The sequence below is a fragment of the Bacillus sp. UMB0893 genome (assembly GCF_002858905.1).
Classification (GTDB): domain Bacteria; phylum Bacillota; class Bacilli; order Bacillales; family Bacillaceae; genus Bacillus_P.
The window spans coordinates 210839-228688 of the sequence record NZ_PKLB01000001.1; the positions used below are offsets into that span (position 1 = coordinate 210839).

Here is a 17850-nt window from a genome sequence, read left to right on the forward strand (position 1 = left end):
TTACAATAGAGTCGTCATTTCGAAGCATTTGCTTCCGGCCCTATTGGCAACCACTTATGTTGTTAGCAAGACCTTTACCATATCGGTAAAGGTCTTTTATTATTTTACAGAAAAAAACCTTTGCCGATATGCAGGCAAAGGTTTTTTTAATACACAAATTAACTTGGAAGGTGTGAGTTACAAATGAAAAAAGTCAGAGGATCGATTGAACAGCTTATTCAAAAAAACAAAGAGGAGCTTTTGAAAGATAAAAGACAGCTCGAGAAAATTGAGAAACGAATTGATGAAAAGTATATGAAAATAAAAGCTTAATTGGAGGAGAATGAACAATGATATTGAGAAAGTATATGTCCATTTTAGGAATTGGATCGGCGCAAATTGACCTAATCTTGCCTAAGGAAGAGTTTCAGGCTGGAGAATGCATTAATGGTTATTTTTTAATTAAAGGCGGTGTGATTGAGCAGAAGCTGAAACGAATTGATTGTGATTTAGTGTTGGCTGATCATACGACTGATGAAGAAAGAATAATTGAAACAACCAATATTTTAACGTCGAAACAGATTGAATCAGAAGAACAGAACCGGATTGATTTTACATTCAGGCTGCCTTCAGACTTGATGGCTTCAACTGATGTAAGAACGTATCACTTTAACACGAGGCTTGTTTTTGATGAAGGTGTCATCAGCAAGGATCTGGATATTATTAGAATAATGGACTGAATTAAAAAAAGGGGGTTTACTAAATGGAATTAACAATGTTAATGGAATACGGATGGGTACTGCTGCTCTTAATCGCAATTGAGGGACTTTTGGCAGCGGATAACGCCCTGGTTTTAGCAATAATGGTCAAGCATCTTCCTGAAGAGGAAAGAAAGAAAGCTCTCTTTTATGGTCTTGCAGGGGCGTTTGTTTTACGATTTGGCTCATTGTTCGTGATATCCTTCCTCGTTGATGTTTGGCAGGTTCAGGCGATCGGTGCTCTCTACTTGTTATTCATTGCTTTGAATCATATTTTTCGGAAGGTGGTTTTCAAGAAAGCTGAGGAAAATGCGAACCCTGAAAAGAAAAAATCTGGGTTCTGGGGAACCGTTCTCAAAATTGAACTTGCAGATCTTGCATTTGCGGTAGACTCCATTCTCGCTGCAGTCGCTTTAGCTGTGACACTTCCAAATACAAATCTGCCTCAGATTGGCGGTTTGGATGGAGGCAAATTCCTTGTGATCTTTGCAGGAGGAATCATCGGACTCGTGATTATGCGCTTTGCAGCAAACTTCTTTGTGGAGCTGCTTCATAAGAGACCAGGTTTAGAAATTGCTGCCTTCACGATTGTGGGCTGGGTAGGGGTGAAGCTGTCTGTTTATACATTATCCCATCCAGAGCTTGCCATCTTGCCAGAAGGATTTGCGAAATCACCAGAATGGAAAATAACATTCTATGTCGTTCTCGTTCTTATTGCATTAGGCGGCTGGTTTTTATCAAAGGAGAAAAAAGAAGAAACATTGAAGGAAGAGGTAATTGGATAATATCAGTCAATCGGTATCTTTTAAGCTGGGAAACTGGCTTAGGAGGTGCCGGTTTTTTGCGGGTCAGAACATTTTAGTAGTTTTTTCCATATGAATTGGTTTATAGTTAAGAAACAAACCATTAAATTCAGAACGGACGAATCAAATGATAAAAAAGAAACAGTTACGGTCCTTTATATTAATACTTTTATCTTCAGGTCTTATTTACACAGGTTTCCTCCACTATAAAATCCATCAATACAGTTCAGCAGAACCGCCTCAAAATGCGGATTATATCATCGTGCTCGGTGCGCGGGTAAAAGGAACCGTACCTTCACTCGCTTTGCAATATCGGGCGGATGCAGCGGCAGAATATCTAAAAAAAAATCCGAGAACAGTTGTGATTGCTTCAGGAGGACAAGGGCCTGGCGAGGATATGACCGAGGCAGAGGCCATTAGTGAGATTCTGCAAAATCATGGGATCGATGAATCTAGAATCATAAAAGAATCGAAGTCTACAAGTACGATTGAAAATATCACATATTCCAAAGAGCTGCTTCCAGCTCATGCAAAGACTGGACTCATCGCTACAAATGACTTTCATGTTTATCGCTCATGCTTGATTGCAAGAAATCTTGGGCTCGATGCAAAAGGTCTGTCAGCAAAAACGCCAAAAGTTGCTGTCTTAAAATCCTTTGCAAGAGAATACCTGGCAATAACTAATTATTATGTGAAGAACCGTTAGGACGCAAAATAAAAAGAACCATTTTTTCTTTCGTCAGAGAAATGGTTCTTGTACTTTTGTTTATTCAGCTGTTCTTTTTTCGTTTTTGTTTGTCTTGTTCGCATGTCCCCGAAGACAAATGGACTTCTGCTTTCTTCAGGGTTTCTTTTTCCCTCACGCAAAAGCTTTAAGCGCTGTTTCTTGGCTTTTGATTGACTCACTTTTAACACTCCTTAAATAGTATTCTTCCATAGTATACAGGAATGCGCAGCATTTTGTACAGAATTTGGTAATTTTGCTCTATTATCTAACTCGGGAGCTGATCTTGTTATGTTATAATATTCAGAAAAAAGGGGAGAAGAATGAATGGAGGAAAAAGCGGTTCATGCGATTCAGGATGATTATCCAGATGATTTTGCATGGTGTTATGGGTGTGGCCGTTTAAACAAAGATGGTCATCAGTTTAAAACAAGCTGGCAAGGGGAAAAAACAATGACAATTTATACACCCCGCCCAGAACATATGGCAATCCCGAATTTTGTTTATGGCGGTTTACTTGCATCCTTAATAGATTGTCATGGAACAGGTTCAGCCTCATTAGCCAAGCACAGAAAAAATGGAAATGAAGTCGGGGATGGCATTGAACCTCCCCGGTTTGTAACAGCCTCATTAAGAGTGGACTATGTAAAGCCAACCCCACAAGGTGTACCGTTAGTAGCGATTGGAACGATAAAGGAGATTCATCCTAAAAAATGGGGGATTACTACAGAGGTATTTGCAAATGATTTGCTTTGTGCCCGCGGTGAAGTTGTCGCTGTGGTGATGCCAAGTACTTTTACAAAAAAAGATAATCTCTGAGCATATGAAAGTGCAGTTTTATGTTTATATTGGAAACGCCGCAAATATACAAAAGTATTTGCGGCGTTTTTTTGAAGTGACAATTTATAGAAATGATGCAATCCAGGTTTCTTTTTTATCCACAATGGGAAATAAATAGTCACCAAGCAAGATTCAAAAGGGAGCGATAAAACATGGAGTATTCTGCTAAAGCAGGTGCTAAGCAAAAGGCAAACCAAGCTGGACAAGAAACAAAGCCTTGGATCAGGCGTTTAGGCAGATTCGGATATATGGCAAAAGGAACCGTATATTTCCTAATTGGGATTCTGGCAGTAATGGCAGCACTTGGAGCGGGAGGGGAAACAACAGGAACGAGCGGTATGCTTCAAACTGTAGCAAGCAAACCGTTCGGGGAAATACTACTATGGCTGATTGGAATAGGCTTGATTGGCTATGTCATTTGGGAAATTATTAAAGTTATAAAGGACCCTGAGAACAAAGGAACAGATGCAAAAGGCATCATCACTAGAGCTGGCTATGCAGTAAGTGCAATCGTATATGGAGCGATCGCGTTTAAAGCTATCTCCGTTGCGATGCATGCAAGTTCAGGAGGCGGTGGCGGGTCTGAAAAGACAATCTCTGCAAAATTATTGGCACAGCCATTTGGACAATGGATCATCGGTTTAGTCGGAATCATCATCATAGGCTATGGATTGTATGAACTTTATACGGGATATACTGAAAAATTCATGAATAAATTTAAAGTCAGTGAAATGAATCAGCATGAGAAGAAGATTGCAAGAAAATCAGGAAAGGTGGGATTAATTGCACGCGGTGCGGTTCTTTCCATGATTGGCTATTTCTTTATTCAAACGGCGATCACTGCAAACCCGGAACAATCGAAAGGAATTGATGGCGCACTTGCCGAACTTGCTTCGAAGCCATTTGGACAATGGCTTCTTGGTATTGTCGCAGCTGGTCTGATGCTATATGGAATATATGAGGTTATTAGGGGAAGATATGAACATATGAGTTTTGGAAAATAGTATGATGGAGCATGAAATCCTTATGGGTTTTGTGCTTTTTTAAATGATAGGAAGTATAAAATCTTTATTTCTTATCTAATGATTCTTGATCAGATCTTCTGCATGCAGCAAACGTTATGTGAAATGGACATCGCCTGCAATAGTATGGTGAATGCACCAAAAATAGAGTCTTTCGAACTTAAGAAAGTGCGACAAAACGGAGTTTGCAGCACAAAGTAGCCTATCCCACTGGTAGTAAGTGCGTCGAAACGGAGTTTGCAGCACAAAGTAGACAATCCCACTGGTAGTAAGTGCGACAAAACGGAGTTTGCAGCACAAAGAAGGCCCTCCCACTGGAAGTAAGTGCGTCGAAACGGAGTTTGCAGCACAAAGTAGCCTATCCCACTGGAAGTAAGTGCGTCGAAACGGAGTTTGCAGCACAAAGTAGCCTATCCCACTGGTAGTAGGTGCGTCGAAACGGAGTTTGCAGCACAAAGTAGCCTATCCCACTGGTAGTAAGTGCGTCGAAACGGAGTTTGCAGCACAAAGTAGACAATCCCACTGGTAGTAAGTGCGTCGAAACGGAGTTTGCAGCACAAAGAAGGCTCTCCCACTGGTAGAAAGTGCGACAAAATGGAGTTTGCAGCACAAAGTAGCCTATCCCACTGGAAGTAAGTGCGTCGAAACGGAGTTTGCATCACAAAGACAAGCATGTCAGTATTCAAAACCTTTCATCAAATACAAAATATAAACCTGAAAAAAGAGGAAGCGAATATAAAATCAAAGTCAGCATAACGATGGATGGACGAGTCATGGAAGGCGGAGAGCTGGATTTGACCCAAAAAAAGAATATCGAAAAAATCGAAAAAAAAGCCGAAAAAATGCTTGAATCAGAGGCATTGGATCTATTGGAAAAACTCCAGAAATTAAATGTCGATCCACTGGGTCTTGAAGAAAAATTGCGCCAAAAGGGATTTACTGATTGGAAGAAGAAATATGAAGAACTTCAGTTTGAGGTGAAAGCTGATGTCCATGTTATACAGGCTGGAATTATGGAATGAGAATTGCTGATGAAAAAAGTGTATATAAAATGTAAGAAATCTATTATGGATGACAAAAAGGTAAAATTCCTGTACAAGTTAACGAATAAATTTCCATTTAAGATACAGAATAGGTTTGTAAGTTCATATAGGGTGTGACACAGCTAATTAACTTCAATTACCATTATTAATATGTTCAAGAGAGGAATGAATGAAATGGATGTAAACAATGAGGTACATGAGAACATGCATACCGGAAACGTTCCAGCACAATTAAATCATGGCGGCCATGAAATGTTTGATGTTTCTGAAATCCTATCAGGATCCATCAATACCTTAAATCTTTACACGATATTGAAACAGCATGTTCAAGATCCTGAGCTTTTGGATATGATGAATCGCCAAGAGCAATTTCTGATAACCGAATACAATACAATTGTTGAGTGTTTTCAAACAGGGATGAAACCATCTGTATCTACTGGTGTCTACAATATGACGCAGGGAAATGATTTTGTGTATGGCCTGAAGCAAACCCAGCCAATGAAGCCAATTCAAATGCCCCAGGAAATAAACGATCAGGTCGTATCAGATCTTATGTTGGGTTCAGTCAAGTCTATTGCATCATTAAAAGGGATGGCAACTACGGAAATAACCAATCCTGTTGTTAGACGTGTTTTGGCTGATACGATTCCTAATTGTATTGAGATGGCTTATGAGATTTCAATCTATCAAAATAAACATCATTATTATCAGGTACCGCAGCTGACGGCAGGAGACATGCAGCAGATGGTGTCTTCTTACGCTCCAGCTCAAATGAAGAATCTTCCGAATTAAGATCTAAGCAACAGTTGTCAATTCATTAAACAAGACCTCTCCTGGACGAGAGGTCTTGTTTTGAATATGGTGGTTTTGCATTCTAGCCGGTAGACAGCAAAATGTGCTCATGATTATTGGTCTTCTTAAAAAAGTTCATTTACTTTCTGTTTTTTCTTTCAACAATATCAAATCCATTCTCCCCAAGTGCATATTCTACACCGTGCTGCAAAGTAGAAAAGAAAGTGATGTCTTTCATTTCCACACCTGAATTGGTAATCTTCATGCTGAGAGAAGGCGAGATTCCGACTAGTATGCAGTTTCCTCCAAGGAGACGAATCGCCCGGATCAGCCGTTGCAATCCATGAATGGTCATTTCATCAAAATCCTTAATGCCTGTTAAGTCGATGAGTAAATAAGCAGCTTTTTGTTTGGAAAATTCGTACATTGCTTTTAAAGTAAGCTCCTCAATTCGTTCATCAGTAAATGTTCCTATTAATGGGATCACGAGAATATCCTTCAATACTGGTATCACAGGAGTAGATAAGTCTTTTACAAGTTCCGTTAATTCCGCAGTCCTTTGTTCGACTTTATGTTCCAATTCATTGATGTAATGCTGTTCTTTTTGCCTTGCCAGTTTATGTATGTTTGTTGTTGGAGTTGTAGAAGATGCAAAAACTTCAATTTCATCATAATCATGACCGTCTAATTGGCTTCGAGTAATTTTGTACCACATGTTTTCTTCAAATAATTCAGTGAAAACCCCGGCCCAATGACTTGGCAAGAGCACACCTGCCTGAGTTTTGTCCATAGAATGAAAGATTCGATGCTCCCAGCTGTTCTTCAGATGGATCACTACTTTTTTTTCTTCAAAAGAGTAATAATCTATTTTGACCTTACCCCAGCCTGCATTTCTGTAGATATCACTATAATGATTAAGAATGTCTACAATATCATATTTATCTGTATAGTAAGAACTGACGAGCTGCCCCATGCGGAAGCCAGTTGATTCAAATACTGTTGAGGAAACATCACTTCCGGAGATTTCTTCAATCGTTTTCATAAATAATTCAATTGCAGAATCCCAAAACAGCAGAGCAGGAGCACCGTCAAATGTGAATATATCATTATCTTTATCCCATATAAACTCGTTTTGATTCACTTTTACACTTATGATTGGATTTTGCATATAGCTGCTCCCTTACAAGTTATGTAACATATGGATGTATACTAAAATCATATAATATATACCGCGGGCGGACAACTTTATTTTACGAAGCGGTTCTAAGAATAAGGGCGATATCTGCGTGGCAAAAATAATTTAAATAGGTCTGATTCTTTTACGGTAGAAATATGGAAAATATTACGTATAAAAAAAACTGAAAATACTTATATTCAACTCTCAATTTAGATATTATAATACTCTAGTAAATATAGAAATTTTTCACAGGGGGAAAGAAATGAAGCGTTTACTATCATTGGTGTTGGCTGTTGCACTACTTTTTGGAATTTTACCTTTATCGGCATTTGCCATTGAATCAAACGACCCGGATTTCGAAATGTTCTTAGACGAAATGAATTGGGACAAGCAAGAATATATTGAATACTTGGAAAGTAAAGAATGGTACTTAGAAGATTTTGAATCAGTCGATGAAATGGGAACACCTCTTTCAGAAGAATCTGTGCAGTCTGTTATGCATGATTTTGAAATGAGCCGTGAGGAGTTAAATGAGCTTCTCATTGAAAACGGAGACATAGAAGATGGACAGGATGTTCTTGACGGTACGTTTATTATCTTTGAGGAAGAGCTTTCAGAATTTGTCGACTATTACTTGAATGGTTGGGAAGGCACACCTATTGACGATGAAAACCTTCAGGAATTACTGGAGTATTATGAATTTGAAACGAGAGAAGAATTAGAGAACTTTTTAAATGAAAATGACGATTCGATTAATAACTATGAATTCATTGAAGATCTGGATTCTGCTGTTGATATGTATGTAAACGGCGGAGAATACGCAGATGAGATTTCAAGCCTATTCACTGAACTTGGATTAACAGAAGAGGAACTAGAAAAATTATTTGATCATTTAATGACAGTGGATGTTGAAGATCCAGCTTTTGAAGAGAAGCTTATTAATCTTAGCGAAAGAATGATGGCGTTCGAAGATTTTGAAGCTGCTGAAGAACTCACAGCGGAACAAATTGCGGAATTACTTCATATTTTCAGTGAAATGCTTGACCTATTTAAAGTGGAAACAAAGTATTTCCTAGTAGTAGATGGCGAGAAACGACCTGTCTCGGTTGAAACATTAATGACGTTAGAAGCAGAAAAGGGCACGAGTTTATTAATGGAAATATTTAACACTCAAGGAGATTTTCTTGCAGATATATTACTGACAGCTGATATGTTTGGATCAAATCTCATTCAAGAAACTGGAAAAGATATTGAGCAAGCAAAGGAAATAGTGACAGAAGCTCCAAAAGCAGCTGATCGTTCCCATGCACCTGTTAAAACAATAAAGGGAGGGAAGCTCCCAGATACAGCTGCAAATTATGCAGGTAACACATTAGCAGGGCTAGGACTTCTTTTAGCAGGAGTAGTATTATTTCGCCGTATAAGAGTAAAAGGTATTTAAGATGAGAAGAGCAGAGACAAGAAAAGTCAAAATCAAACGCAGAAAACGTCTGATTTTGCTTTCGCTTTCTGTTGTAATGGCTGCATGCGGGCTTTGGTTCAGCAGCACGAATGCTTATACACTCTTAAAAGGATATCTTATGTTTGAAACAGGTCAGGCGGAAGCTGTACATTCTACAGAAATAAAGCTTTCTGATCCAGTTGAAGAGAAGGAACAGGGTCTAGAATTAAAGTACCCTGAGCGTCCCAAAAAGGGAGAAAACATCGGCAGCCTCACCATTCCGAAACTTGAAGCAAAACTCCCAATTTACCATGGAACAGATGAAGAGGAATTGGAAAAAGGGGTAGGCCATTTCGCGAAAAGTGTTTTACCAGGGGAAAAAGATAATTCAGTTCTATCTGGTCACCGGGACACTGTTTTCCGAAGGTTAGGCGAAGTTGGAAAAGGGGATCTCCTTATCGCAGAAACGTCAGCAGGAAAGTTCACATACAAGGTAAAAAAAGTACGCATTGTGGATTCGGATGATCGGACCGTCATTGTACCAAAACCAAGAGCCATCCTAACGGTCTCTACCTGCTATCCATTTGATTTTATCGGGGCTTCGCCGCAACGTTACATTCTGGTTGCAGACCTAATTTCAACTGAATAAGAAATATGTAAAAGCAGGGTGTTTCTGGATGGAAACCACACTGCTTTTTTTCATTGAATCTTATTAAAAGGGAACAGAAAAATTCCACAACGACTATTGATTCAGGTCATTTAAACCAGGGCTATGCTCATTTGGCATTACCGGCAAGTCAGGGATTGGATATCCTTGTGGAGGATCTGATATCATTAATTCGCCGCTGTTTCGGCTCGGTGATTCGCCATTGAATATCTCGCCGATGCGCGTTGTATCCAAGCGGAAATTAAACTGGGCATTATGAAAACCCATTTCAACATACTTCCGGCACTCAGGATACTTATTTATGTCGTAATTTGGAATCGGGAAAATCTTCCCCCAGTTTACTCCTAATGTTTCAAGTGCTTTGGCAAACGCATTTTGATGAGCGTTGTCACGAACAATTAAGAAGGCAAGAGTTTCTCTGAATGTTTTATTCGAGCTCATTTCATAAATTCTTGATTTTTGAAGCACTCCAGTAGATTCGAGAATGATGTTATTCAGCAAATCACTGATTAAATTTCCATGGCTGTAAACCCATGATCCGTTCCAGGGATTTCCGCCTGCATCGACAGGCAATGAACTTTGTGCTCCCATAATATAATGATGCGGGTTAGCGTGTTTAACAGTGTCCTCTAGGGGGGCTTGATCAGGACCAGAGTTCCCTGCATCATTTACCTCGCCGGATTCATTTAATAGCTGATTAATAGTTGTTTGAACAAGTTCCACATGACTGATTTCTTCAAGAAAAACACCTCTGATTAAATCACGATACTGTTTATCTTTCCCTCTAAAGTTTGCACTTTGAAAGGAATACTGCATCATCGTCCGCATTTCTCCAAATTGTCCGCCTAATGTTTCCTGTAATACTTTTGCAGCAGCGGGATCTGGTTTGTCAGGGACAATCATATTAATTAAGTCTTCTTTATAAAAATACATCTAAGGCTCCTTAATAACAGAGGCAGTAATTAAATTACTGCCTCTGTTTTATTTATTTATCCAGATGCAAAGGAGGAGGAATTAACCATCCTTTTTCTTTGTTCAATTGCAGGATTTTTCCGCCAAATTGAACTTTTTTAGCATGATGCTGAGTAAATAACAAGGCAATATCCTCACGTATGGACTGTCCAATCATTGTACTGTCTGCCACAAGTCCCTGAGCGATATCTTTAGAAATACTCATTGCAACTTCAGGATCTGAAATTCGCGCTCCAACAGGGATTTCTTCCAATTTTGCATTTGGTCTTTCTGGAGGAGTAGGAGGCAAGCCGACCTCACTCTTTTTCAAAAGAGCTTCAAGTTCTTCAATTGAAGGCTCTATACAATTTTTAATCATTTGATCAATGAATTTTTTTAAGTCTGAATCGCCAGTGTGATTATAGTAAACTTGGTAGCCTGCATGGGATGCTTTTGCCGCTGATAATGCGCTCCATACTCCAAATACCTCTCCATAATGCATCGGTTCATCTGTCGGATTACCGCTGAGAATACCCAAATTTTATCACTCCATTCCATATTTAAAAACTACATAACCTAGTTTGTACAGGATAACTATATTAATACAGCTTATATGTAAAAAATGAAGAATAAAATGTTTTCTTTAGAAGATACTAACAATGAACTGATACAAAAAGGAGGGATTATCTTGAAGAAAAATGCAATGTTGATGATATTTTCATTCATTTTTGCAGTTATGGTGTCTGGTGTTAACGTCCATGCGGAAAATAACAACAATGGCAGAGACGATAATATAGGCACTAGAAATGTTAACACAGGCACAACAGCAGCCGCAGAAGATGATAATATGGATTTTGGCTGGGTTGGTTTATTAGGTTTAGCTGGACTGTTAGGCCTTAGAAGAAAAGATAGAGATACTAGGTAATAGCAATGAAAAAACATGCCGCATACTTGCGGCATGTTTTTTTGGCATGTTCAGGTAAATTGGGGTTAAGGATTAATTTAAAATTGAAACAAGAGAGAGAACGAAAAAGAAGCCTGGAAAATTATAGTTCAGGCTCTTCCCCGCTTTATTAAGGCTTCAAAACCACCTTCACACACTCATCTTCATGATCATTAAAGATTTTATAGGCTTCACTTGCCTTGCTTAAAGGTACTCTGTGAGAGACAATTTCGGTTGGATCCAATTTTCCTGCTGTAATCATGTCAAACAGCATGGGCATGTAGTGAATAACCGGTGCCTGTCCCATTTTAAGATTGATGTTTCTTTCAAAGATATTGCCAAGGGGGAACATGTTATATTTTGATCCATATACTCCTGTCAGCTGGATCGTGCCAAACTTTCTGACGGAATTCATCGCAATTTCAAAAGGGCTCAGCGTTCCGCCCTGAAGTTTCAGCTTTTGTCCAATTTCTTCAAGAGCTGTTTTCTTACCGTCCATTCCGACACAATCAATTACGGCATCTGCACCACCGCTTGTGAGCTCTTTTATATGAGAACCTGTATCTTTAAAATCATCAAAATTTATAATCTCAACATTGTTCATTCTCTTAGCGCGTTCCAGTCTATATGGAAGATTATCAACAGCGATAACGCGTTTTGCCCCTTTCATCCACGCGAACTTTTGCGCCATTAAGCCAACAGGACCGCAGCCAAGCACAACAACAGTGTCATCACTTTTTACTCCTGCATTTTCAATACTCCAATATGCTGTCGGCAGCACATCAGACATAAACAGAAGCGCTTCATCTTCAAACTCAACAGATTCTGGAATGACAAACGGCATGAAATTTCCAAAAGGAACTCTTAGGTATTCAGCCTGTCCGCCTGGATGGTTCCCATAACGTTCTGTAAATCCGAAATAACCGCCGGTGTCAATTTCCGGGTTTGGGTTCGAATTATCACATTGGCTTTCCAAATCGTGCTTGCAATAATAACAGCTGCCGCAAGAGATGTTAAATGGAATGACAACTCTGTCGCCTTTCTTTACCTTTGTTACTTCTGGCCCAACTTCTTCCACAATTCCCATTGGTTCATGGCCGACAACATAGTCTTTGTCTGCAGGCAATGCTCCCTGATAAATATGTAAGTCTGAACCGCAAATAGCTGTAGAAGTAATCCGGACAATAATATCATCCTTCTTTTGAAGTACGGCATCTGGAACTTCTTTCACTTCCATGTTCTTCATTCCCTGAAAAGTTACGGCTTTCATTTAATTAGCCTCCTAGAATTTGTGATGCTTTTCATATACCCGAAGCAGAAAGAAATAAAAGTAATTATTTAAAAAATGAGACTTTTGAATGGTTATATTTTCAAAATGAAAGGGTCTAGTTCAGTATTTGATATTTTTTTTGAAAAATATCTATTTAATTGCAATAAAGAACACCGCTCCTATATGAATGAGCGGTGTTCTTATACCTGTTACTTATTATTCATCTCATTATCAGTTTGAATCATCTTCAAGCCGTTTTTATCAGGCTCTTCCACCAAATGTTTAAGCATCGATAGCTTGTTATTCCAAAATCGCTCGTAATAGGAAAGCCATTCTTTTAATTCTGACAAAGGTTCAGGGTGCAGGCGATAGCGCTTTTCTCTTCCTTCTTTTCTTCCGCTGACGAGTTCAGCTTCTGAGAGAATATGCAGATGTTTTGCTATAGCTGTACGTGTCATAGGAAAATGACTCGTTATTTCAGAAATCGGCATTTCTTTTTCTGCAAGCAATCGTAAAACTTCTCTTCGGGTTGGATCAGCGATTGCCTGAAATACATCATGCTTTTGTGCTGAAGACACTACATTTCAACAATCTTTCGAAGATTTCCAACAATTTGAGTCCAGCCGTGATCCATACGGCCGCGGATAATAGAACTTTTCTCATTTGCTTTTGGAAGGATCGTATCTGCCTCTTTCCAACCGCCATGGATGAGGGTGAACTCAGTTTTTCCGTCCAGTTCCTTTAAAATAAAAGTTACAAACCAGCCCTCTGTGTCCCACTCAAATGACAGACGATGCGGGGGAACTAGTTCAATTACCTTGCATGGGGAAGGCCCGAATGGCGATTGTAAATGAAACTCATAGCCCATTTCCGGCTTAAAATCATTTGGCATAAACCAGGCTGCGATACCTTCTGAAGTAGAAACTGAATTCCATACTTTTTCAATTGGGGCATTGTATACAACTGTTTGTTTAATATCCTGCAATGTATTTTGGTTCATAATCATTCTCCTTATAACACCATTTAGTTTCATTTTAATAATATAACACCATTTGGTTCTACGTCAATAGTAAAACACGAATTCATGCCAATTTGAGCATCCTATTAAACGATTATGAACCCTCATATCATCTAGTTGAGCGGGCCATTTTAATTCCTATACTTAATAAATAGATACTTGGCAATTTCAAAAAGAATGAAACTTGCCAAAAAGGTCACCGCTACACCCTGCCAGTACAGATCTTCATGAAACATACTTACACAGCATTGCCGATTATATGTAAATGGAAGCGGAGGATCAATAGTTGAAGATGTAAGCTCTAAAAAAGGAACCGGAAATCCAATATAAAATGGAAGTGCCTCTTTTAATTCTTCCCCTGAATTTAATTCTTTACCATCAAAAAATACTGATATCCAAACAATTATGAGAGACCATATGAATAATAGAGCCGCTTTTATTACTTGTTTCATAGAAAAACTCCTTTAAAAATAATAGTTACATTATGCATTAAAATGAATATTATTCAAATTTTAAGAATAGATTGACAACTAACTTCAAACATATGGTAATATTAGAAAGTGGTTATATTACAATTAAATGACAAAGAGGGGGAAATTTACTAGTGAAAATACGTAAAAGCTTATTTGTTGTGATGATGCTTGTCCTTGCCATGATCATTTCTGCATGTGGAGAAAAAGAGGCGACGACAGGCTCAGGCGGAGGTTCCGGAGATTCCGGAGATTCTAAGCCAAAAACGCTGCGGATTTTAACTGGCGGAACGGGTGGTACTTATTACCCTCTTGGCGGATCATTTGGAGATATCATTTCCGATAACACGGATTATAAAGCCACTGTTCAATCTTCAGGAGCTTCCGTAGAAAACATGCAAACATTAAAAAGCGGTGACGCAGAAATTGCTTTCTCGCAAACGGATATCGCGACTTATGCTTTAAACGGAGAAAGTATGTTTAAAGATAATAAGATTGATAACGTCCTGGGTCTTGGTACTTTATATAACGAGACTGTTCAATTAATAACCACTGAAAAAAGCGGAATTAAATCGGTAGAAGATCTGAAAGGCAAAAAGGTTTCGGTTGGAGCAATCGGTTCAGGTGCTTACTTAAATGCAACTCAAGTGCTTGAGGTGCATGGTTTGACAGTAGAAGATATTCAAGCTCAAAACCTGTCATTTGATGAGTCTACTGAAGGGATTCAAGGTGGAAGCATTGATGCTGCATTTGTAACAGCGGGAACGCCGACAGCTGCTGTAGAAACACTTTCTGCTCAAAACGAAGTAGTCGTAGTTCCGCTTGAAGCAGACAAAGTGAAAGAGCTGATCGAAAAATATCCTTTCTACTCTGAAGATGTTGTTCCAAGCGGCACGTACAAAATTGGTGAGGATGTAAACACAGTTGCTGTTAAAGCAATGCTTGTTGTTCAAGATGAGCTTGCAGAAGATCTTGTATACGACATTACAAAATCAATTTTTGAAAACACAGATAAAATTGCACATGCAAAAGGCAAACTTATCAAAGCTGAAACAGCACTGGAAGGAATCGGTGACTTAAAGCTGCATCCTGGTGCAGAGAAATACTTTAAAGAAAAAGGCGTTCTGAAATAATTGGCTGACGGATAGACCGCAGGAAAATCTGCGGTCTATCGCTTATTCATTTTGGAGGGAAATTGGATGAACAAATGGAAGGTATATGGACTCATCCTTTTCTTCGCACTCATCATAATTTTTTTTATCCCTTTTAAAGAGACCGTTGCTTTTCATTACGAAGACACACGTAATCTTTTAGCTTATCTTTCTGTAGAGGAAGAGGATACTTTTCAAATAAATTACACTCATTCTATTCATTTAACAGAAGTGATTGAAACGTATGAGCTTTCGAATAAGCAAATTAAACAAATCGAACTTTCTTATGATACCTTTGCTGTGGGGATGCCTTCTGGTCCTGAGGGAGATGAGGTTTTTGAAAGGGAAAATGGGAGGTACATCATTTCTAATATGAATCGGACGTTTCCTTTTATTGACCTTAGCATAGGACAGGTCGTTGCTAATCATCGGGCAGTATACATGGGCAAGGAATATGAATTAAAAACATTCATAAAACCCGGAACATGGGTCAGAATCAGCTATGAAACCATGAATCTTTTTCAGCTTTTGAGAGGAGTGAAAATGAATGAAGGATGAAGAAGTAAAGTTTTTATCACTTGAAGAACAGCAGGAAATTCTCGAAAAGTATGATCCTGAAGCTGCAACGAGAAAGCTGACAGGGATAATGGGGTGGATTGCCTTTCTTGGTTTGCTTTCATTTTCCCTTTTTCAATTGTACACAGCTATTTTTTCTGTGTTTACAGCTCAGATTCAGCGATCCGTCCATTTAGGATTTGCACTTGCGCTAATATTTCTATTATTTCCTTTAAGTAAGAAAAAGAAGGAAACCGGCAAGTGGCAAGTTGGCTGGTATGATATTGTGCTAGCTCTTCTCAGTATTGTCGTTGGTGCATATTGGCCGCTATTTATAGAAGATATCGCCATGCGTGTAGGAATCTTGACGACAACTGATTTTGCAGTAGGAGTTATAGCCATTCTGCTCGTTCTTGAAGCAACAAGAAGAGCGGTTGGTCTGCCGATTACAATTATTGCAGTCATTTTTATGCTTTACGGAATTTTTGGACAATATATGCCAGGATTTCTTCAGCATGGCGGACTGAGTCTTGAGAGATTGGTTCAAACCATGTTTTTCACAACTGAAGGTATACTAGGAACACCGATTGGGGTTTCAGCAACATTTATCTTTTTATTTCTTTTATTCGGCTCTTTTTTGATTCAAACAGGGGTTGGCCAATATTTTAATGATTTATCAGCCGTAATCGCCGGGAAAAGGATAGGCGGTCCGGCAAAAGTTGCCATTTTTTCAAGTGCCCTGCAAGGAACGATCAGCGGAAGCTCAGTTGCGAACGTTGTAACTTCGGGAGCATTTACCATTCCAATGATGAAAAAATTGGGATATAAAAAGGAATTCGCCGGTGCTGTCGAAGCAGCATCTTCTACAGGAGGCCAATTAATGCCCCCAATTATGGGAGCAGCCGCTTTCTTGATGGTCGAGTTTATTGGGAATGGCATTACATACTGGGATATTGCAAAAGCTGCAGCAATCCCGGCAATCCTTTACTTCACAGGGATCTGGATCATGACACATTTTGAAGCAAAACGATTAGGTTTACGTGGTTTAACTGAAGAAGAAATGCCTAACCGTAAAGAAGTAGCAAAGAAGATTTATCTATTGCTGCCCATTATAGCAATTATCGTCTTGCTTATGACAGGAATTCCAGTCATGCATGCTGCACTTTACTCTATTTTAATTGCGATTGTTGCAGGCTTTATCAATAAAGAAACAAGAATGGGTCCAAAAGCTATCATTTTAGCATTAGTAGATGGGGCAAGAACAGCTTTATCTGTAGCTGCAGCAACCGCAGCAGCCGGAATTATTGTTGGAATCGTCACAAAAACAGGTCTTGGCTTGACGCTTGCGAACGGGCTAATCGATCTGGCACAAGGCTACATTATTCCTACCCTTATTTTCACGATGATCGCGTCTCTGATTCTTGGGATGGGTTCGCCAACAACAGCAAACTATGTCATCACATCAACCATTGCTGCACCTGTTATCATTTTTATGGGATATCCTGATTTAGCCGCACATCTCTTTGTTTTCTATTTTGGAATTATAGCAGATATTACGCCGCCAGTTGCACTTGCAGCATTTGCAGCTGCTGGCGTATCAGGAGGAGAACCGATTCGTACAGGGATCCAATCGTCGAAGCTCGCAATCGCAGCATTTATTATCCCGTACATTTTTGTCCTTTCACCTGAAATGCTTCTAATAGACACGACAATTCCAGAAGTCATCTGGGTTGTGTTTACAGCAGTGACCGGCATGATTGCAATCGGAGCTGGAATTATAGGCTATTGGATGAGAACTATGAACTGGATTGAACGAGTACTGGCTATCGTTGCAGGATTGCTGTTAATCTATCCAGAAGGAATATCTGATATTTTTGGTTTAGTTATGTTTGCAGGCTTGTACGCTGCCCAATTCTTTAATAATCGAGATAGAGATAAAGGTCAAAAAATAGCGCAGCAGGTATAACAGGCAAGTTCATAACCATAACTTAACCTGAGACTGAGCATGAAAAGTATATTTATTTCATGCTCTTTTTTGTCCCTGAGACTCCATAGAAGAGTACCATAAGAAAGCCGATATGGTGATTTTGTATTTGTTTCTTTTCACCTATCTAGATTCTCATAACTATACATGATTGGACTCTGCTTTTTATGGATCTAAACGATTTTTAGTAGAAAGTGCTAAATCATTTGAAGAACATTTAAGAGAAGAATTATTGAAGATTGATAGCAGTGGATTGTTTAAA

22 protein-coding genes are annotated in these 17850 nt (G+C 39.0%); 14 read left to right on the forward strand and 8 right to left on the reverse strand.

Translation table 11 applies throughout. From position 1 onward, the window contains the following. The first annotated feature begins 183 nt into the window (after positions 1 to 183). From CYJ36_RS01040 to CYJ36_RS01055, 4 genes are all read left to right on the forward strand, one after another. Positions 184 to 312: an FbpB family small basic protein gene (locus tag CYJ36_RS01040; RefSeq protein WP_101563973.1), complete on the forward strand. Its 129-nt coding sequence runs from the start codon at positions 184 to 186 to the stop codon at positions 310 to 312. Positions 313 to 329: 17 nt separating this feature from the next. Next, positions 330 to 719, forward strand: coding sequence for a sporulation protein (locus tag CYJ36_RS01045; protein WP_101563975.1), 390 nt, complete (start codon positions 330 to 332; stop codon positions 717 to 719). A 23-nt stretch (positions 720 to 742) separates the two neighbouring features. Beyond that, positions 743 to 1522 (forward strand): TerC family protein, encoded by a 780-nt coding sequence (locus tag CYJ36_RS01050; protein WP_101563977.1) that lies wholly within the window; start codon positions 743 to 745, stop codon positions 1520 to 1522. A gap of 148 nt (positions 1523 to 1670) precedes the next feature. Further along, positions 1671 to 2246 carry a YdcF family protein gene (locus tag CYJ36_RS01055; RefSeq protein WP_101565580.1) on the forward strand — a complete coding sequence of 192 codons (576 nt, stop codon included), beginning with the start codon at positions 1671 to 1673 and terminating at the stop codon, positions 2244 to 2246. Here the strand turns inward: CYJ36_RS01055 and CYJ36_RS01060 are convergent. After that, on the reverse strand, positions 2243 to 2446 hold the full coding sequence (locus CYJ36_RS01060; RefSeq protein ID WP_101563979.1) for a hypothetical protein: 204 nt from the start codon (positions 2444 to 2446) through the stop codon (positions 2243 to 2245). The genes CYJ36_RS01055 and CYJ36_RS01060 overlap by 4 nt on opposite strands. Positions 2447 to 2591: 145 nt before the next feature. Here CYJ36_RS01060 and CYJ36_RS01065 point away from each other — a divergent pair, with 145 nt between their 5' ends. The 4 genes from CYJ36_RS01065 to CYJ36_RS01080 all read left to right on the forward strand — a co-directional run bounded on the left by CYJ36_RS01065 (position 2592) and on the right by CYJ36_RS01080 (position 5961). After that, positions 2592 to 3083, forward strand: a complete 492-nt coding sequence (locus CYJ36_RS01065) for a PaaI family thioesterase (RefSeq protein ID WP_101563981.1) — start codon at positions 2592 to 2594, stop codon at positions 3081 to 3083. A 173-nt stretch (positions 3084 to 3256) separates the two neighbouring features. Then, positions 3257 to 4108, forward strand: a complete 852-nt coding sequence (locus CYJ36_RS01070) for a DUF1206 domain-containing protein (RefSeq protein WP_101563983.1) — start codon at positions 3257 to 3259, stop codon at positions 4106 to 4108. A 671-nt stretch (positions 4109 to 4779) separates the two neighbouring features. Further along, the gene (locus tag CYJ36_RS01075) at positions 4780 to 5148 is read left to right on the forward strand and encodes a Ger(x)C family spore germination C-terminal domain-containing protein (protein WP_180849991.1); all 369 of its coding nucleotides are present in this window, start codon (positions 4780 to 4782) and stop codon (positions 5146 to 5148) included. A gap of 195 nt (positions 5149 to 5343) precedes the next feature. Continuing rightward, complete coding sequence (locus CYJ36_RS01080; protein ID WP_101563986.1) at positions 5344 to 5961, forward strand: spore coat protein; 618 nt, start codon at positions 5344 to 5346, stop codon at positions 5959 to 5961. Positions 5962 to 6100: 139 nt separating this feature from the next. Here CYJ36_RS01080 and CYJ36_RS01085 read toward each other — a convergent pair whose 3' ends face one another. Continuing rightward, positions 6101 to 7129 carry an STAS domain-containing protein gene (locus CYJ36_RS01085; protein ID WP_101563988.1) on the reverse strand — a complete coding sequence of 343 codons (1029 nt, stop codon included), beginning with the start codon at positions 7127 to 7129 and terminating at the stop codon, positions 6101 to 6103. Positions 7130 to 7400: 271 nt separating this feature from the next. Here CYJ36_RS01085 and CYJ36_RS01090 point away from each other — a divergent pair, with 271 nt between their 5' ends. After that, entirely contained in the window at positions 7401 to 8579 is a 1179-nt protein-coding gene (locus CYJ36_RS01090; RefSeq protein WP_101563990.1) for a processed acidic surface protein, read from the forward strand. 1 nt (position 8580) lies between these two features. Continuing rightward, positions 8581 to 9228, forward strand: a complete 648-nt coding sequence (locus CYJ36_RS01095) for a class D sortase (RefSeq protein ID WP_257962357.1) — start codon at positions 8581 to 8583, stop codon at positions 9226 to 9228. 93 nt (positions 9229 to 9321) lie between these two features. Here CYJ36_RS01095 and CYJ36_RS01100 read toward each other — a convergent pair whose 3' ends face one another. Together CYJ36_RS01100 and CYJ36_RS01105 are read right to left on the reverse strand one after the other, a co-directional pair. Further along, complete coding sequence (locus CYJ36_RS01100; protein WP_101563992.1) at positions 9322 to 10179, reverse strand: manganese catalase family protein; 858 nt, start codon at positions 10177 to 10179, stop codon at positions 9322 to 9324. Between the two features lie 52 nt (positions 10180 to 10231). Further along, entirely contained in the window at positions 10232 to 10735 is a 504-nt protein-coding gene (locus tag CYJ36_RS01105; RefSeq protein WP_101563994.1) for a DUF3231 family protein, read from the reverse strand. Positions 10736 to 10885: 150 nt separating this feature from the next. Here CYJ36_RS01105 and CYJ36_RS01110 point away from each other — a divergent pair, with 150 nt between their 5' ends. After that, positions 10886 to 11122, forward strand: a complete 237-nt coding sequence (locus tag CYJ36_RS01110) for a WGxxGxxG family protein (RefSeq protein ID WP_257962358.1) — start codon at positions 10886 to 10888, stop codon at positions 11120 to 11122. Between the two features lie 148 nt (positions 11123 to 11270). Here CYJ36_RS01110 and CYJ36_RS01115 read toward each other — a convergent pair whose 3' ends face one another. The 4 genes from CYJ36_RS01115 to CYJ36_RS01130 form a co-directional block, all read right to left on the reverse strand. Further along, positions 11271 to 12410, reverse strand: a complete 1140-nt coding sequence (locus CYJ36_RS01115) for a zinc-dependent alcohol dehydrogenase (protein WP_101563996.1) — start codon at positions 12408 to 12410, stop codon at positions 11271 to 11273. A gap of 209 nt (positions 12411 to 12619) precedes the next feature. Then, on the reverse strand, positions 12620 to 12988 hold the full coding sequence (locus CYJ36_RS01120; protein WP_101563998.1) for an ArsR/SmtB family transcription factor: 369 nt from the start codon (positions 12986 to 12988) through the stop codon (positions 12620 to 12622). Beyond that, entirely contained in the window at positions 12988 to 13410 is a 423-nt protein-coding gene (locus CYJ36_RS01125; RefSeq protein ID WP_374702767.1) for an SRPBCC family protein, read from the reverse strand. The genes CYJ36_RS01120 and CYJ36_RS01125 overlap by 1 nt, the downstream gene beginning before the upstream one ends. Before the next feature lie 149 nt (positions 13411 to 13559). After that, the gene (locus tag CYJ36_RS01130; RefSeq protein WP_101564000.1) at positions 13560 to 13880 is read right to left on the reverse strand and encodes a hypothetical protein; all 321 of its coding nucleotides are present in this window, start codon (positions 13878 to 13880) and stop codon (positions 13560 to 13562) included. Positions 13881 to 14032: 152 nt separating this feature from the next. Here CYJ36_RS01130 and CYJ36_RS01135 point away from each other — a divergent pair, with 152 nt between their 5' ends. The 3 genes from CYJ36_RS01135 to CYJ36_RS01145 all read left to right on the forward strand — a co-directional run bounded on the left by CYJ36_RS01135 (position 14033) and on the right by CYJ36_RS01145 (position 17570). After that, positions 14033 to 15031 (forward strand): TAXI family TRAP transporter solute-binding subunit, encoded by a 999-nt coding sequence (locus tag CYJ36_RS01135; RefSeq protein ID WP_101564002.1) that lies wholly within the window; start codon positions 14033 to 14035, stop codon positions 15029 to 15031. A 66-nt stretch (positions 15032 to 15097) separates the two neighbouring features. Then, positions 15098 to 15607, forward strand: coding sequence for a DUF1850 domain-containing protein (locus CYJ36_RS01140; protein WP_101564004.1), 510 nt, complete (start codon positions 15098 to 15100; stop codon positions 15605 to 15607). Then, positions 15597 to 17570 carry a TRAP transporter permease gene (locus tag CYJ36_RS01145; RefSeq protein ID WP_101564006.1) on the forward strand — a complete coding sequence of 658 codons (1974 nt, stop codon included), beginning with the start codon at positions 15597 to 15599 and terminating at the stop codon, positions 17568 to 17570. Before CYJ36_RS01140 ends, CYJ36_RS01145 begins: the two co-directional genes overlap by 11 nt. The last annotated feature ends 280 nt before the right edge of the window (positions 17571 to 17850 follow it).

Bases quoted from the DNA above. Each gene is read 5' to 3' on its own strand.
- CYJ36_RS01040 (WP_101563973.1), top strand. From the start codon at position 184: ATGAAAAAAGTCAGAGGATCGATTGAACAGCTTATTCAAAAAAACAAA.
- CYJ36_RS01045 (WP_101563975.1), top strand. From the start codon at position 330: ATGATATTGAGAAAGTATATGTCCATTTTAGGAATTGGATCGGCGCAA.
- CYJ36_RS01050 (WP_101563977.1), top strand. From the start codon at position 743: ATGGAATTAACAATGTTAATGGAATACGGATGGGTACTGCTGCTCTTA.
- CYJ36_RS01065 (WP_101563981.1), top strand. From the start codon at position 2,592: ATGGAGGAAAAAGCGGTTCATGCGATTCAGGATGATTATCCAGATGAT.
- CYJ36_RS01070 (WP_101563983.1), top strand. From the start codon at position 3,257: ATGGAGTATTCTGCTAAAGCAGGTGCTAAGCAAAAGGCAAACCAAGCT.
- CYJ36_RS01080 (WP_101563986.1), top strand. From the start codon at position 5,344: ATGGATGTAAACAATGAGGTACATGAGAACATGCATACCGGAAACGTT.
- CYJ36_RS01085 (WP_101563988.1), bottom strand. From the start codon at position 7,129: ATGCAAAATCCAATCATAAGTGTAAAAGTGAATCAAAACGAGTTTATA.
- CYJ36_RS01090 (WP_101563990.1), top strand. From the start codon at position 7,401: ATGAAGCGTTTACTATCATTGGTGTTGGCTGTTGCACTACTTTTTGGA.
- CYJ36_RS01095 (WP_257962357.1), top strand. From the start codon at position 8,581: ATGAGAAGAGCAGAGACAAGAAAAGTCAAAATCAAACGCAGAAAACGT.
- CYJ36_RS01100 (WP_101563992.1), bottom strand. From the start codon at position 10,179: ATGTATTTTTATAAAGAAGACTTAATTAATATGATTGTCCCTGACAAA.
- CYJ36_RS01115 (WP_101563996.1), bottom strand. From the start codon at position 12,410: ATGAAAGCCGTAACTTTTCAGGGAATGAAGAACATGGAAGTGAAAGAA.
- CYJ36_RS01125 (WP_374702767.1), bottom strand. From the start codon at position 13,410: ATGAACCAAAATACATTGCAGGATATTAAACAAACAGTTGTATACAAT.
- CYJ36_RS01130 (WP_101564000.1), bottom strand. From the start codon at position 13,880: ATGAAACAAGTAATAAAAGCGGCTCTATTATTCATATGGTCTCTCATA.
- CYJ36_RS01140 (WP_101564004.1), top strand. From the start codon at position 15,098: ATGAACAAATGGAAGGTATATGGACTCATCCTTTTCTTCGCACTCATC.
- CYJ36_RS01145 (WP_101564006.1), top strand. From the start codon at position 15,597: ATGAAGGATGAAGAAGTAAAGTTTTTATCACTTGAAGAACAGCAGGAA.